The following is a 14,727-nucleotide window of genomic DNA, read 5'->3' as shown; positions in this document are numbered from 1 at the left end:
GCCTCGGCTCCCGGGATTGCGGGGAACCCCGTAGCGCCGCGGCCCGACGTGCCGCGTCCTTGCGCGGCCGCACACGGCGACCCGACGCGAGGCGGATATCGTCCGTCGCATGACCCCGGATCGTCGATCGCTGCTCCCCCGGCGCGCAAGCTCCGTCCTGTCCGTCCTCGCGCTCGGCACGGCGTTGCTCGCCGGCTGCGGCTCCGTGCCCGGAAGCACGTCTGACGAGTCGATCGCCCCGGCCCAGGTACGTCCCGAGACGGCGCAGGCCTGGGTCGATGCGTGGAACGAGAGCGGCGCGGAGTCCCTCTCGTGGACCGCGTGCGAGGACGACGCCGACGCCGAGTGCGGGCGCCTCGCCGTTCCCCGGAACTGGGCTGATCCCGCCGACGCGACGATCGAGATCCCGGTACGCCGCTATCCCTCGACGGAGGACGAGGCTCCCACCCTCTTCGTCATCCAGGGCGGTCCCGGGGGCTCCGGCACCGAGCTCGTCCACGACACGGTTGAGCGGGTGCCGTCCCTGAGGGAAGGGTTCACGCTCGTCGGCTTCGATCCGCGGGGGGTCTGGGGCCTGCAGGGCGCAGACGCTCCCCTGGCCTGCCCTGGGTCCGCCGACGGCTGCACGCCGTCGGACGAGCTCGCCCGCTTCGCGAGCACCACGGACGTCGCGCTGGACCTCGAGGCCCTGCGCCGCGCCCTCGGCGACGCGCCGCTCGACGCCGTCGCCTACTCCTACGGCACCTACGTCGGCGGCGTCTACACCACGCTCTTCCCGGCGCAGGCGCGACGGCTCGTACTCGACGGCGCCGCCCCGTCGATCGGTTTCACCGCGCTGGGGACGGAGCGTCAGTCCATCGCGTTCGAGGAGAGCCTGGACCGCTTCATCGACGGCTGCCTCGCCGGCGAGCTCGGCCCCTGCCCTGTGTCCGGCGACGGCGCTGCGGCGAAGGCTCAGCTCATCGAACTGCGCAGCGCACTGACCGCGCATCCACAGCAGGTGTCGGTCGACGGCGTCGCGGTCACGCTCGACGGCGCCCGGATGACCGGAGAGCTCCTCTCGGCGATGTATCAGCCACGGTCGTCCTGGCCGGATGCTGTCACGTGGCTCTCGGAGGCCTTCGCTTCCTCGTCCCTGCCTGCGCCGCCGTCCGCGACGCCGGCCGACGGGGAGAGCGCCGCCCCCCGAGCGGCCGCGCCCCGCGAGGAGGACGCCGGGGACACCGCGATCTCCGGCGGCTTCGCGCACGCCGTCCTGTGCGCGATGCCGGAGGCGACCACTCCTCTGGATCGCGCAGACCTGGAACCGCTGCACGGCGATGACTACTTCTTCATCCGCGATTCGGGGAACGCCGCAGAGGATGCCGCGGTGGCGCTGACCTGCGAGACCGACCGCCCGGCGCATCTGGATCCGGAGATCGCCGCGTCGGGCTCCGGCCGATTCCTCGTGACGTCGACGACGCAGGATCCCGCCACGCCGTTCACCGATGCCGCGACGCTCGCAGACCAGCTCGACGCGGTCCTCCTCGGCGTCGAGGCCGACGGCCACACCTCCGTCCTCTCGCAGTCGACGTGCTCCACCAAGGCGGCGCTCGCGTACCTCATCCGCGGGGAGCTGCCCGCGGACGGGACCATCTGCACGGACCGCTGAGCCGCTCTTGACGCGCCCCGCACCGAGGTGGCTATAGTGCGGGTTACTGACGTCACAAATGCGTCAGGCATCTATGAGAGAGGTTCACCGTCATGGGACGACGACTCGAGGGCAAGGTCGCCCTCGTCACAGGGGGCGCATCCGGCATGGGCGCCGCACACGCACGCGCGATCGTCGCGGAGGGAGGCAGTGTGGCCATCGCGGATATCGCCGACGAGGCGGCGTCGGCGCTGGCCACGGAGCTGGGCCCGCGGGCGATCTCCCTCCACCTGGACGTGACGGACGCCGCTCAATGGAAGGACGCGGTCGCGGCGACGGAGTCCGGCTTCGGCGCCCTGAACGTCCTCGTCAACAACGCCGGGATCCTCACGGGATCGCCGCTGGAGGAGACCACCGAGCAGTCCTGGGACACGGTGATGGCGGTGAACGCGAAGAGCGTCTTCCTGGGGATGCGTGCCGCCCTGCCCGCGCTCAAGCGGGCGACGCCCGCATCGATCATCAACATCTCCTCGGTCGCCGGCCTCGAGGGGATCGCGGGCATGCACGCCTACACCGCCAGCAAGTTCGCCGTACGCGGCGTCACGAAGTCGGCCGCGCTCGAACTGGCGGGGCAGGGCGTGCGGGTCAACTCGGTGCATCCCGGGAACATCCGCACCCCGATGACGGCCGCGATGCTGACGGCGGACGACGAGGACACCAATCTCCTGACCCGCGCGGCGGATCCCGCGGAGGTGTCCGCGATCGTGGTCTTCCTCGCCAGCGACGAGTCCTCGTTCGCGACCGGTGCGGAGTTCGTGATCGACGGCGGCATCAGCGCCGGGAAGGTGTACGGCTGAGACGCCGACGACGCGAAGCGGGCCCCGGAGAGGAGCGCCATGGAAGACCTCACGACGATACTGATCGGATTCGGCGGACTCAGCGTGGTCGCGTGCCTGGTCCTCAGCCTCGTGGAGTTCGCCACCGTCCGCATCATCCGAGCTCCGGAGCGGCGCACATTCACGTACATCAGGCTCGCCGAAACGCAGTTCCAGACCATTGTGGCTCCCGCGATGGGCGCGCTCCTCTCCGGCCTGTTCATCAGCATCTCCGCGTCCTTCTTCTATGAGGGTTTCACCCGGGAGACGGAGGACTGGCGGCAAGCGGCCGGAGGGCTGACGTTCATCGCGGGGGCCGTCGCGCTTGCGCTGACCCTTCGCTCCGCCCTCAAGGGGGTGGGCGAGCCGGCAGCGCTCGCGAAGGACCCCTTCACCATCCGCGCTGCCGCCGACGAGTACGTCACTCAACCTCGCGAAGCGCTCTTGACGCCGCAGGTCCTGACGACGCAACTCGCGGGGTGGGCGGCGCAGATCCCGGCGCGGTCCCTCAACGTGTCGGCCGATGTCGAGTCACATCGTCTGACCGAGGCGCTGGATCGCGCCGCGGACGCGACCGGCGTCCGGGCGATCTGGCCCTCGTTCCGCGTGTACGTGGCCGCGCTTTCGCGGTTTCCGTTCCGCTTCGGATGGCCGACGCTGGGGCTGACGGTGTTCTGCATCGGGGTCCTGTGGTACGCCTTCGCCTTCGCAGACTTCGAGACCCGGAATCCGTGGGCGCCCGTCCTCGCCAGCGCCATCATGATCTCGATCGGCGCGCTCCTCACGGCCCTCTACGGTGTCGCACGCGGTAACCGCGCACGCCTCTGGCATCGCGTCAATCGCCGCGCGCTCATCGACGCGCGCGACGCGATCCGGCGGGCCGAGCAGGCCCGAGCGGTGGTCGTCGAGGAGGATGCGCGGATGCAACGGGTCCTGACGAGGGCCGACGATTACCTCCGCCAGCACACCCCCGGTTCCGCGCCCGGCGGAAAGAGGACGGTCCTGCGCCTTCGCGTCGGACGACTGGATCTCGAGCTCTCCTGGCACTGACCGCACGGCCGATGATCGAGACATCCGGACGTGACGCCTTGCCCTGACGGACCCGGCGGCGGGATCCTGTGCGATCCCGCCGCCGGGCGACCGTGAGTCGGAATGCCGGCTCAGTCGCGAGCCCGGTTCTTCGTGATGAGCCCCCAGACGAACGAGAAGACGAGGGCGCCGATGACCGCGATGAAGAAGGAGCCCCACGACCAGGGGTCGCTGAACACCGCGCCGATGCCCTTGCCGCCGATCAGGCCGAACAGGAGGCCGCCGGCGAACGCGCCGATCAGGCCGAGGAGAAGGGTGCTGAACCAGCCGCCCTCCTGCTTGCCGGGCAGAATGAGCTTCGCCAGTGCGCCGGCGAGAAGGCCGACGATGATCCATCCGATGACAACCATGCTGAACTCCTTCATACGAGAGACACGTTGCCGTGCTCTCCTATTGTTCGCACACGGGACGCGGGTCGCGACAGGGGTTGGATGACGCGCGCGGGCCTGATATAGGTCACCCGTCGTGAGGCCAGCGCGGGATCACCAGTGGGCTCCCCGACTCCGGGTCCTCGATCACGAGGGCATCGAGGCCGAACACGTCCGAGACGAGGGACTCGGTGATCACCTCGCCCGGCGTCCCGGTCGCCGTCACCGCGCCGTCCTTCATCGCGATGATGTGGTCGGCGTAGCGTGCCGCCTGGTTCAGGTCGTGCAGGACCGCGACGAGCGTATTCCCCTGCCGCCGGTTGAGTGCGCGGCAGAGTTCCAACAGTTCGATCTGATGACTGAGGTCGAGGTACGTGGTGGGCTCGTCCAGGAGCAGGATCGGCGTTTGCTGGGCCAGGGCGACGGCCATCCACACACGCTGCCGCTGGCCACCGGAGAGCTCGTCGACCAGACGCCCCGAGAGGTGCCAGATCCCCGTGGCGTCCATGGCGTCGCCGACGGCGGACTCATCCTCGGGCGTCCACGGTGCGAACAGCCGCTGATGCGGGTACCGGCCGCGGGTGACGAGGTCGACGACCCGGATCCCGTCCGGGGCGATCGGCCCCTGGGGGAGCAGCCCTACCTCGCGCGCCACGCGCTTGGTGGGCAGCTCGTGCAGGCTCCGGCCGTCCAGGAGGACGCTGCCGCGCGAAGGCGGTAAGAGCCGGGTGAGACTCTTCAGGAGCGTGGACTTGCCGCAGGCGTTGGGCCCGACGATCACCGTGAACGCGCCGTCCGGAACGGCCACAGAGACGTCCGTGCACACCAGCTTGTCGGCGTAGCCGAGTGCGACGCCGTCGACCATCAGTCGAGTCATCTCTTCTTTCCCTCTCGCACGAGCAGCCATAGGAAGTACAGGCCACCGATCGACACCGTGACGATGCCTACGGGCAGCGGTGAGTCCGGGTGGACGCGCTGGGCGACGACGTCCGCGAGCAGGAGCAGCAGGGCGCCCACGGCGGCGGTCGAACCCAGCGCGAGCCCGTCGGAGCGCACGATCCGACGGGCGATCTGCGGCGCGGCCAGGGCGATGAACGAGATCGGCCCGACCGTCGCGGTCGCCAAGGCCGTGAGGCCGACCCCGACCACGATCGCCGCCACCTGCACGGCTCGCACGTTCTGGCCGAGGGCCGTCGCGAACGGCGTGCCGATCTGCAGCAGCCGCAGCGGGCGCGCGAGGAGCATGGCCCCGACAAGGAAGACGGCGGAACCGGCGGATGCTGCAGCGAAGGTCGCCCACGACGCGCCTGAGAGGTTTCCCGCACCCCAGAGACTGGCCATGATCGCGTCCTCGACGGTTGCGGTCAGCAGGATCCAGACGTTCACGGAGGCGAGCATCGCGCTCACACCGATGCCGACGATGATCAGCCTCACCCCCCGCATCGCGCCGCGCTTGGTCGCCAGGAGGAACACCAAGAACGCCGTGGCGACACCGCCGACGAGTGCTCCCGCCATCGTCTCGGCCGACCCGCCGCCGAGCAGCAGCATGACCACGAGCGCGCCGGTGTATGAGCCCGTCTGGAAGCCGATCACGTCCGGCGAACCCAGGGGGTTGCCCGTCAGGTTCTGGAAGATCGTGCCGCTCAGCGCGAGACAGGCGCCGAGCAGCACGGCCGTCACGATGCGCGGGGCGCGCCATTCCCCCACGACCATCGTCGTGTAGTCGTCCCCCTGCCCGGCGAGAACGCCGAGGGCCTCCGCGGGGGAGATCTGTGCCGACCCCGTGGACACGGCGTACACGGCGACCACGACGATCGCCGACCACAGCGCAAGGCAGACGCCGGCGGCGCGCGCATCCACAAGCAGGAACGGACGGGCCCGCGGGCCCAATCGGTGCACCCGCCGCCCGAAGTCGATGTCGGTCACGGAATCACAACTCCGAGACCCGGTGACGACGGACCATGTAGATGAGCACGGGGGCGCCGACAAATGCGGTGACGATCCCGACAGGGACCTCCCCCGCCACGATGACTCGTCCGAGCACGTCGGCCAGACCCATGACCGTCGGAGCGATGAGCACCGAATACGCCATGATCCATCCCTGGTGCGGTCCGACGACCATGCGCGCAAGGTGCGGCGCCAGCAGCCCCAGGAATCCGATGGGCCCCGCGGCGGCTGTCGCGCCGCCGGCCAGCAGGGCGATGGCGATCAGCACGACGAGTCGGATGCGGTTCGGGTGCGCACCCATCGCCACGGCCGACGCCTCCCCCAGCGAAAGCACGTCGAGCGCACGGGAGCTGAGCAGCGCGATGACGAGCCCGACGAGGAGGAACGGCAAGATCGCGAGCGTTCCGTCGAGCGGCTGCGAGGCCGTCGTCCCGGCCAACCACCCGCGCATCCGTTCCAGGATCCGGGAGTCTGTGAGCAGGACCGCCGAGGAGAATCCCGACAGGACCGCGCCGAGAGCGACGCCGGACAGCGTCATCCGCACGGGGTTGCCCCGCACCGTGCCGGTGTTGCCGATCACGAAGACGAGCACGGAGGTGACCATCGCGCCGACGAACGACCACCACATGTACTGCGAGATGTCCGCCAGTCCGAAGAAGGCGAGCCCGACGACCACCGCGAGCGAGGCGCCGGCGTTCACCCCGAGGATCCCGGGGTCGGTCATCGGGTTGCGCGTTACCGCCTGCATCAACGCTCCGGCGACGCCGAAGGCCGCGCCCGCGACCAGCACGAGGACGGTCCGCGGGACGCGGGAGAACCAGATCGTCTGGGAGACGGCGTTATCGGGATCGGGATGCAGGAGGAACTGCAGCACCTCCGCTGGCGGGATGCTGCGGGAACCGACGAGCATGCTCGCGGCGAGCGCGGCGGTGCAGAGCACCGCCAGCGGGACCAGGCCGATCCAACGGCCGCGGTCGCTCGATCGGGGTGAGGGCGGACGGGGCGTCTCCCCGGACACGAGGGTGTCCGGGGAGACGCCGGATGCCGCGGTCTGACCGGGCATCGGCGGATCAGGAGACCTTGGTCGAGGACGCCACGAGATCGGCAACGTCGTTCAGCCACGCCGCATAGGTGGAGGCCGTCATCGCTCCCTTCGAGCTCCAGGCGCCCAGCTGCGCCGCCTTCACGGCGGGCAGTGCGTCCCAGAGCTCGGTGTGGAACGAGAAGTCTTCCGAGTAGCCCTCGACCAGCAGGATGTCGGCTCCGTACGTCGACGCGTCCTCCCACGCGACCTGTCCCCACGGGTTCCCTGTCGCCGGGGCCTCGGCGCCGACGACGGTGGCACCGAGGTCCTCCAGGAGGTCGGCCTGTGCGAACCCGACGGCGGTGTACAGCATCTCCTTCGTGGGGCTGGTGAGCATGATCTTCCGCTCGGATCCGGAGAACGCGGTGCGGAGGGTCTCCTTGGCCGTGGCCAGGTCCTCGTCGGACTGCGCGATCGCGTCCGAGGCAACCTCCCCGCCGAGGAACGCGGCGACCTCGCGGGTGTCCGCGATCCGCCCCTCGACGGTGTCACCGCTCGGCAGAGGCACGAAGGGCGCGACGCGGGTGAGCTGCGCGTTCACGTCCTCGTCGAACCACGACCACCCGTCGCCGTCGCCCTGGCCGACGATCGCGTCGGGGCGGAGCTCGGCGAGCTTCTCGACGTCGATCTCGCCGTCCTTGCCGACGACCGTGATGTCTTTCGTCTCGGCGTCCCCCATCACGAAGGGGTTGTCGCACTCATATCCGAACAGTGCGACGGGCGTGATGCCGTACTCGTGCAGCGAGCTGTACGCGTAGCAGTCCATCACGATGCTCTTGGGCGCCGCGTCGAACGTGATCTCGAGCCCGTCGATCGAGGGATGCGTCAAGGTGACGCCCCCTTCTCCGCCCCCCGTGGACGCCTCGGAGGCGCTCCCCGGCGAGGCACACGAGACGAGGGTGAGAGCGGAGGCGACGGTCAGGGCAGTGAGCGAGATACGGCGGAGCACGACGGTAACCAATCAGTGGGAACGAAAAGGGCGAGACCTGTCTACTTAGGATAGGTAAACCTAAGTTAGCATGCGCCGTCCCTCTCCCTCATCGCCCGCTCGACCGCCCTCCCCTCGGATCCCCGACGAGGCGGAGGGCGCGTAGCCGCGGCATGACCTCGTCGCACAGCAGCTCGACGGAACGCCAGGACCCCACCGGGAACGCGATGAAGCCGTCGAGGGCGCCGGCGTCGGCGCGGGCCGCGATCGCCGCCACGGCGTCGTCCGGCGTCCCCACGACCGACCAGTGCGGCCCAGTGCGCCGCCATCCCAGGGACGGCGGATAGGTCGCCTGCTCGATCGCGGCCGCCTCCGCCCGGGTGTCGGCCAGCAGGAGCGACAGCCCCGGGAGCAGCAGCGGCGGTTCCTCCCGCCCGGCCTCCGCCGCAGCGGCCCTGATCGCGACTCGCTGCTGCGTGCCCGCGTCGGCCTCGATCGCGGAGGCGAACATCGCGTCGGCGCGTCGCCCGGCCAGGGACACCGTCGCCGCGCCCCCGCCCGCGACCATGAGCGGCAGGCGTCCCGGGGTCGGCGCCGGGAGCGGCAGCGGACCCGCCACCCGGAAGTTCTCCCCCACGTGGTCGCTGCGACGCACCCTCTCGACGTCCACGAACACGCCCGCTCCCCGGTCGACACGCATCGCGGCGGCGGGGAAGCCGGCGCGCAGGGACTCGACGACGTCAACGAGCTCCTCGGCCCGACGCCAGCGCGCCGACGAGTCCGGCAACCGATCGATCGAGAACTGTTCATCCCCCGAGCGCGACGTCACCACGTTCCATCCGATGCGCCCCGGAGCCAGGTGCTCCAGCGACGCGAGCTGCCGGGCGACCGGATACGGTTCGGTGAACGTGGCCGAGACCGTCACGACCAGCCCGATCCGCCGGGTCGCCCCGGCCAACTGCGCGGCCTGCACCAGGGGGTCCAGGCCCAGATGGGCGGGATCGCGCCCGATCGTTCCCATCGGAAGCGTGAGCGCGTCCGGTCGGAAGGCCAGATCGAACCCGGCGCTCTCGGCGCGGACGACCGCGTCGACGATCGGCCCTCCGGACAGGATCTCCTCGGCCCGCGAGTCCTCCCGTCGCCATGCCTGTCCCCGCAGCCAGGTCGGGGCGATCGAGAACCCGGTCGTCAGCGTCATGCGACCACCTCGTCGCCGACGGGCGCCATCGGCGCGATCGGGACGATCATCGGCGTGCCCGTGACCGGGTGCGGCTGGACCAGCGCCTCCAGCCCGAAGGCCACGGCGATCAGCTCGGCCGTCATCACCGCCTCCGGTGCGCCGGTGGCCAGCACCCGCCCCTCGCGCATGACCACGAGATGGTCGGCATAGCGGCAGGCCTGATCGAGATCGTGCAGCACGAGCACGACCGTGCGCCCCTCATCCCGGTTGAGACGCCGACACAGCTCCAGGACCTCCAACTGATGGGCGACGTCGAGGTACGTCGTCGGTTCGTCGAGCAGCATCACCGGGGTCTCCTGCGCCAGGAGCATCGCGATCCAGGCGCGTTGCCGCTGCCCGCCCGAGAGCTCGTCGACGGGTCTGCCGGCAAGGGCAGCCACTCCGGTCGACCGCATCGCCCGGTTCACCGCGTCCGCGTCCTCCGGCGACCACTGCTGGAGCAGCCGCTGGTGCGGGTACCGGCCGCGCGAGACGAGCTCGGCGACCGTCACCCCGCCTGGGGCGGTCGCCGCCTGCGGAAGGAACCCGACCCGGCGCGCGAGAGCCTTCGGTCCCAGTGAGCGGACGTCCTCGCCGCCCAGCAGAACCCGGCCCGACGCCGGGGCCAGCAGGCGGGCCAGCCCCCGCAGCAGCGTCGACTTCCCGCAGGCGTTCGCTCCCAGGATCACGGTGATCCGACCCTCGGGAAGCGTCGCATGCAGGTCCTCCAGGATCGTGCGGTCGTCATACCGCAGCGTCAGCCCCTCCGCGACGAGCGTGTCCGGCATCAGCGCCACCCCTTTCCTTCGGTCGAGCCTCGGCTCGGCACCAGCAGCCACAACAGGTAGAGTCCCCCCACCACGCCGGTCATCCTGCCCACCGGGACGGCGAAGGTCACCGGGAGCAGCTGGGTCACGAGATCGGCGACGACCAGTAGCGCCGCCCCCATCGCCGCGGCGCCGACGATCGGAGGGGCGTCGGCGCGCAGCAGACGCCGCACCAGCTGCGGTGCCGCCAGCGCCACGAACGCGATCGGTCCGACCGCGGCCGTCGCGAGCGCCGCCAGCGCCACCGCGCACGCCACGAGCAGGAGTCGGGTGCGCTCGACCCGCACGCCCAACTGCTGCGCGATGTCGTCGCCGAGCTCCATCAGACCCGCTCGTCGCGACAGCACGAGCACGAGGGGGATCACGATGGCGACTCCGGCGAGGACCGGCAGCGCGTGGCTCCACTGGCGCGCGTCCAGCGAGCCGGACAGCCAGAGGTTGGCCTGGCTCGAGGCGTCGATAGTGCCGCGCACCAGCAGCAGGCCGTTGACGGCCGAGGCGATCGCGCCGACGCCGATGCCGACGAGGACGAGCTGGCGCCCCGCGATCCCTCCCCCGCGCCGGGCCAGGAGGAGCACCGTCCCCGCCGTGACGAGTCCGCCGAGGATGGTGCCGAGCGCCACCTGCGTCGGCTGCGCGCCGAAGAGGACGATCTGGACGAGGGCGCCGGTGGCGGCTCCCGTGGTGAATCCGATCACGTCCGGGGATCCGAGCGCGTTTCGGGCGAGCGACTGGAAGACAGATCCGGACACGCCCAGCGCCGCCCCCGCACCGATCGCGCTCAGCACCCGCGGCAGACGCACCCCCTGGACGGCGCGGATCGCGGTCGGGTCGTCGGCGATGCCCAGTACGGCGCCGGGAACGGCGTGCAGCGGCACCGGCAGGCTGCCGACCGTCATCGCGACGGCTCCCGCGATCAGCGCGACAACGGTGAGCACGGCCGTGACCGCGATCGTCCGGGGCCGCACGAGAAGGGCGAGGCGTCCCATCCGCAGCACCCGCCGGCCGCCCGGCGCGTCCGTGGCCGTCACGCGAGTCACAGCGGTGCCAGTCGACGACGGCGGACGAGAGCCACGAAGAACGGGCCGCCGAGGATCGCGACCATGATGCCGACTCCCACCTCGCCCGGGGGTGCGACCACGCGCCCCAGCACGTCCGCGACGAGGACGAGAGCGGCGCCCAGCGCCATCGCGGTCGGCAGCATCCGACGGTGATCGGAGCCGACCATCAGCCGCGCCACGTGAGGCGCGGTGAGTCCGACGAACGCGATCGGGCCGGCGGCCGCGGTGGCGCCTCCGGCGAGGACGACGACCGCGAACCCCGCCACGGCCCAGACGACGGCGGGACGCACACCCAGTGCGCGCGCGGTCTCGGGACCGAGGGAGGCCGCGTCCAGCGCACGAGAGAGCAGGAGCGCGAGGGTCAGTCCGATCCCGATCAGCAGCGCCGCGGGCGGGAGCACGTCCCCGTCGCGGCCGGCGAGGGACCCGACCGCCCACGCGCGATACCGGTCGAAGACCAGGTCGTCGCCGTTCACGATCACGATCTGCGCCAAGGCGCCGAGGACGACGGAGAGCGCCGCCCCGGCGAGGACGAGGCGCACCGGATCCGATCCCCGGCGCACGCCGCCCAGGAGCATGACGAGCCCGCCGGCGACCGCGGCCCCGATGAGGGCGGCCCCGAAGTAGGCGATCGGAGCGACGATCCCGGCCACGGCGACCGCCACGGCGACCGCGACCGCCGCCCCCGCGTTCACGCCGAGGAGGCCCGGCTCTGCGAGGGGATTGCGGGTGAGCGACTGCATCACGACCCCCGCGGCCCCGAGCGCCGCGCCGACGAGGAGCGCAAGCGCAGCCCTCGGCAGACGGCGGTTCCTCAGGAGCAGGTGTGCGTCGTCGGACGGATCGTAGGCCAGCACCGCGTCCCACAGGTCGGCGGGGGCGAGCATGCGCGTGCCGACGATCGCGCTGGTGACGACGAGGGCGGCGACGACGACGGTCGTGCCGCCGAGGACGAGGAGCAGACGCCCGCGACCGATGCGCGGCGGAGCGTCCGACGCCTCGACGGGCGTCGAGGTGGTGTCGATCATGATGGTCCCCGTTCGACCGGCCGCGCTCCCCCGCGCGGCCGGTCGAACCGTCTCAGGAGAACAGGTCCTTGATGTGCTCGACGATCTCGGTCGAGCTGTAGAGGTCCATCCGGAACGAGTTCACGCCTAGGCCGTACACCTGCCCCGCCGCGACGGAGGGGAGGTTCGCCAGCACCGGATCCTGAGCGAATCCCTGGGCCTTCTCGTCGTCGGCGGACAGGATGAACGTCGTCTCGCTGGTCAGTTGCAGCAGGTTCTCGTACGTCGCCCACACGAAGTCCGCGCGCTCCTGCGCCTGCGTATGCCACGCGGGGTCCGGGTCCTCGACCGTGAAGCCGAGCGCCTCCAAGAGGTTCGCGTGGGACCCGCCGACGCGGGCGATCGGGTTGTCCTGACCGGGCCCGTTGAAGGAGATGACGTCGGCGGTGCCCTTCGGAACGGTGATCGCGCCGGCCGTCTCGCGCACCAGGGCGTCGAAGTCGGAGATCGTCTTCTCCGCCTGCTCCTCGAGCCCGGTCGCCTCGCCGAGCTCGACCGCCAGATCCTGCCAGGTCTGCGCTCCGTAGTCCACGACGATCGTCGGCGCGATCGACTGCAGGTCGGCGACCTGATCGGTCAGGGCATCCCGTCCGCTGGTGGCGACCACGATCAGATCGGGCTCGTTCGCCATGACCGCCTCGAGATCGAACTCCCCGACGCTCCAGAGGTTGGTCACGTCCCGCTCGTCGGCGATGTCGGCCCACTGGTCGAACCAGACGCCGCCCACCTGCGACCCGCTGGCCACGACCGGGGCGTCGATCGCCAGCAGGGTCCCGGTCACGGAGACGGCCGTCGACAGGATCCGCTCGGGCTGCTCCGGGATCTCGGTGGTCGTGCCGTCGGCGTTCTCGAAGACACGAGGCCACTCGGCGGCTGCTGTGGTCGCAGCGGCCTCCTCGGCAGCGGGCTTCTCGGCGGCGCCGGCGCAGCCGACGAGAGCGAGGGCGCTCGCCACGGCGAGGCCGATCACGGCGGTCGCGCGGCGGCGCACGGATGCGTAGATGGTCATGATTCCTTCCCTGGCCCCGGGCCGGTGGCCGTGGGGCAGTCGTCCGCGGGTGCGGGTGCGTGCGTCGACGTCGGCGCGGAGCTCGGGCGCTCCTCGATCGAGATTAGGATTGCCTTACCTCAGTCATTGCACCCAGATCGGCGCATCCTTGTCCTTTCCCCCTCCGTTCGACCCCCGGCTCATCCCCTCGTCGACACGCGCCGAGATCCGCGCCGGTGCGCCGGTGCTGGTGTGGGTGGTCGCCGGGCAGGTGACGGTGACGCTCGGCTCGTCGCGGTGGGCGCTCGGCCCGGGGCAGGCGCTGTGGATCCCGGGCGGCCACCGAGCTCTGCTGCGAGGGTCTGCGGAGTCGGCGGCGCTGCCGATCCGGATCCGCGACGAGGACCGCGCGGCCGGCCCGTCGGCGCCGTTCGTCGCCTCCCCGCCCTCAGATGCGGTCCCCCTGCTTCTCGCAGCCTTCACGCGCAGCCTCGGCGTGCTGCACGGCGGAGGGGTCCGCGCCGCGGCCCTCCTCGGCGGGATCGGGCATCCGGCGGCCGCGATCGCGACCCCGCCGATGCCGTCCTCGCCCGATCTGCGTCGCGTCGCGGAGGCGCTTCTGGCAGATCCCACCCGCGCGCCGTCGGCCGTGGGCGCGGCACGCGGGCTGGGTGACAGCGTCCTCGCGAGACGGTTCCGCGCCGAGACCGGCTGGACACCGGTGCGGTGGCGCACCCGGCACGCGCTCGGCCGCGCTGCCGAGGGGCTCCGCGCCGGTCGCGGAGTCGCGGGCGTCGCTGCCGACGCCGGGTACGGCAGCCCCCAGGCGTTCGCCCGCGCGTTCCGCCGGGAGTGGGGCGTGGCGCCGTCGGCCCTCGCACGCGGGGAGACGATGACGACGGCCGCCGGTGGTCACCGAGGCGACGAGCTCGGTCCGCAGTGCAACGGGTACCACATCGTGATCTGGGTCGCCGCGGGCGACGCCGTCCTCGGGATCGACGGAGAGACGACCACGCTGCGCGCCGGCGATCTGGCCTGTCTCCCGGCAGGGACCTCGGCGGGGTTCCGCGTCGGCCCCGAGGCGGCCGTGATTCCACTGGGCTGGCTTCCCGGCGGCATGGACGTCCCGGCCGGGTTCCTCGCGCGAGCGGACGACGCACTGCGCACTCCGCTGCTGCGCCTCGCCGCCTGGGCGTACGGGGGCGTCGAGCCCGTCAGCGGGGGCGACCCGCGGACCGCGCTGCAGGGGATCCTCGGCCTCCGGGAGCCCGAGGGTGTGCCCGGCTCCGTCGCCGACGCCGTCTACGTGCTCCTGGAACGCCTGGCGGAGCACCCCGAGGACGGGCGATCATCGGCGGAGCTCGCGGCCCAGTCCGCGCTGACGCCGGCGGAGCTGCGCGATGCCGTGGAGGCGCTCACCGGCACGACGCTGGCGACCTGGCGCGCACGCACACGGATGACCTGGGCCCGACGGCTGCTGCGCGACGGCCTGCATCCGTCCCAGGTCGCGCGACGCGTCGGATACGCCGATGCCGCCGCCTTCAGCCGGGCCTTCCGCCGCGCCCACGGCCACTCCCCCAGCCGATTCCTCGCGTCCCAGTCCCACCACGCGCCGTGAGGCCGGTTCGGGCGCGCAAGGCGGCC

General features: G+C 71.7%; 14 protein-coding genes. 4 read left to right on the top strand and 10 right to left on the bottom strand.

Features of this window, described 5'->3' with window-relative positions; translation table 11 throughout:
* The first annotated feature begins 109 nt into the window (after positions 1–109).
* The 3 genes from V6R91_RS15460 to V6R91_RS15450 all read left to right on the top strand — a co-directional run bounded on the left by V6R91_RS15460 (position 110) and on the right by V6R91_RS15450 (position 3,555).
* Complete coding sequence (locus tag V6R91_RS15460) at positions 110–1,651, top strand: alpha/beta fold hydrolase (RefSeq protein WP_336395991.1); 1,542 nt, start codon at positions 110–112, stop codon at positions 1,649–1,651.
* 92 nt (positions 1,652–1,743) lie between these two features.
* A complete protein-coding gene (locus V6R91_RS15455) occupies positions 1,744–2,487 on the top strand; it encodes an SDR family oxidoreductase (protein WP_336395990.1) in 744 nt (247 codons plus the stop codon).
* A 39-nt stretch (positions 2,488–2,526) separates the two neighbouring features.
* Complete coding sequence (locus V6R91_RS15450) at positions 2,527–3,555, top strand: hypothetical protein (protein WP_336395989.1); 1,029 nt, start codon at positions 2,527–2,529, stop codon at positions 3,553–3,555.
* Positions 3,556–3,665: 110 nt separating this feature from the next.
* Here V6R91_RS15450 and V6R91_RS15445 read toward each other — a convergent pair whose 3' ends face one another.
* The 10 genes from V6R91_RS15445 to fepB all read right to left on the bottom strand — a co-directional run bounded on the left by V6R91_RS15445 (position 3,666) and on the right by fepB (position 13,104).
* A complete protein-coding gene (locus tag V6R91_RS15445) occupies positions 3,666–3,944 on the bottom strand; it encodes a GlsB/YeaQ/YmgE family stress response membrane protein (RefSeq protein ID WP_217996176.1) in 279 nt (92 codons plus the stop codon).
* 106 nt (positions 3,945–4,050) lie between these two features.
* The gene (locus V6R91_RS15440; RefSeq protein ID WP_336395988.1) at positions 4,051–4,839 is read right to left on the bottom strand and encodes an ABC transporter ATP-binding protein; all 789 of its coding nucleotides are present in this window, start codon (positions 4,837–4,839) and stop codon (positions 4,051–4,053) included.
* On the bottom strand, positions 4,836–5,888 hold the full coding sequence (locus V6R91_RS15435) for a FecCD family ABC transporter permease (RefSeq protein ID WP_271061932.1): 1,053 nt from the start codon (positions 5,886–5,888) through the stop codon (positions 4,836–4,838). Before V6R91_RS15435 ends, V6R91_RS15440 begins: the two co-directional genes overlap by 4 nt.
* Before the next feature lie 4 nt (positions 5,889–5,892).
* A complete protein-coding gene (locus tag V6R91_RS15430; RefSeq protein WP_336395987.1) occupies positions 5,893–6,972 on the bottom strand; it encodes a FecCD family ABC transporter permease in 1,080 nt (359 codons plus the stop codon).
* 7 nt (positions 6,973–6,979) lie between these two features.
* Positions 6,980–7,822: an ABC transporter substrate-binding protein gene (locus V6R91_RS15425; RefSeq protein WP_271061930.1), complete on the bottom strand. Its 843-nt coding sequence runs from the start codon at positions 7,820–7,822 to the stop codon at positions 6,980–6,982.
* Positions 7,823–8,030: 208 nt separating this feature from the next.
* Entirely contained in the window at positions 8,031–9,119 is a 1,089-nt protein-coding gene (locus V6R91_RS15420; protein WP_336395986.1) for an LLM class flavin-dependent oxidoreductase, read from the bottom strand.
* Complete coding sequence (locus V6R91_RS15415) at positions 9,116–9,928, bottom strand: ABC transporter ATP-binding protein (protein WP_336395985.1); 813 nt, start codon at positions 9,926–9,928, stop codon at positions 9,116–9,118. The genes V6R91_RS15420 and V6R91_RS15415 overlap by 4 nt, the downstream gene beginning before the upstream one ends.
* Positions 9,928–11,007, bottom strand: a complete 1,080-nt coding sequence (locus V6R91_RS15410) for a FecCD family ABC transporter permease (RefSeq protein ID WP_336395984.1) — start codon at positions 11,005–11,007, stop codon at positions 9,928–9,930. Before V6R91_RS15410 ends, V6R91_RS15415 begins: the two co-directional genes overlap by 1 nt.
* Entirely contained in the window at positions 11,004–12,056 is a 1,053-nt protein-coding gene (locus tag V6R91_RS15405; protein ID WP_336395983.1) for a FecCD family ABC transporter permease, read from the bottom strand. Before V6R91_RS15405 ends, V6R91_RS15410 begins: the two co-directional genes overlap by 4 nt.
* A gap of 52 nt (positions 12,057–12,108) precedes the next feature.
* Entirely contained in the window at positions 12,109–13,104 is a 996-nt protein-coding gene (fepB, locus tag V6R91_RS15400) for a Fe2+-enterobactin ABC transporter substrate-binding protein (protein WP_271061925.1), read from the bottom strand.
* 148 nt (positions 13,105–13,252) lie between these two features.
* On the opposite strand from fepB, the gene V6R91_RS15395 reads away from it, so the two are divergent.
* Positions 13,253–14,701 (top strand): helix-turn-helix domain-containing protein, encoded by a 1,449-nt coding sequence (locus V6R91_RS15395; protein WP_336395982.1) that lies wholly within the window; start codon positions 13,253–13,255, stop codon positions 14,699–14,701.
* Positions 14,702–14,727 lie beyond the last annotated feature (26 nt).

Source organism: Microbacterium sp. CCNWLW41 (assembly GCF_037083505.1).
The sequence above is the reverse complement of the archived record's forward strand: the minus strand, read 5'-3'. Positions and strand labels throughout refer to the sequence as shown.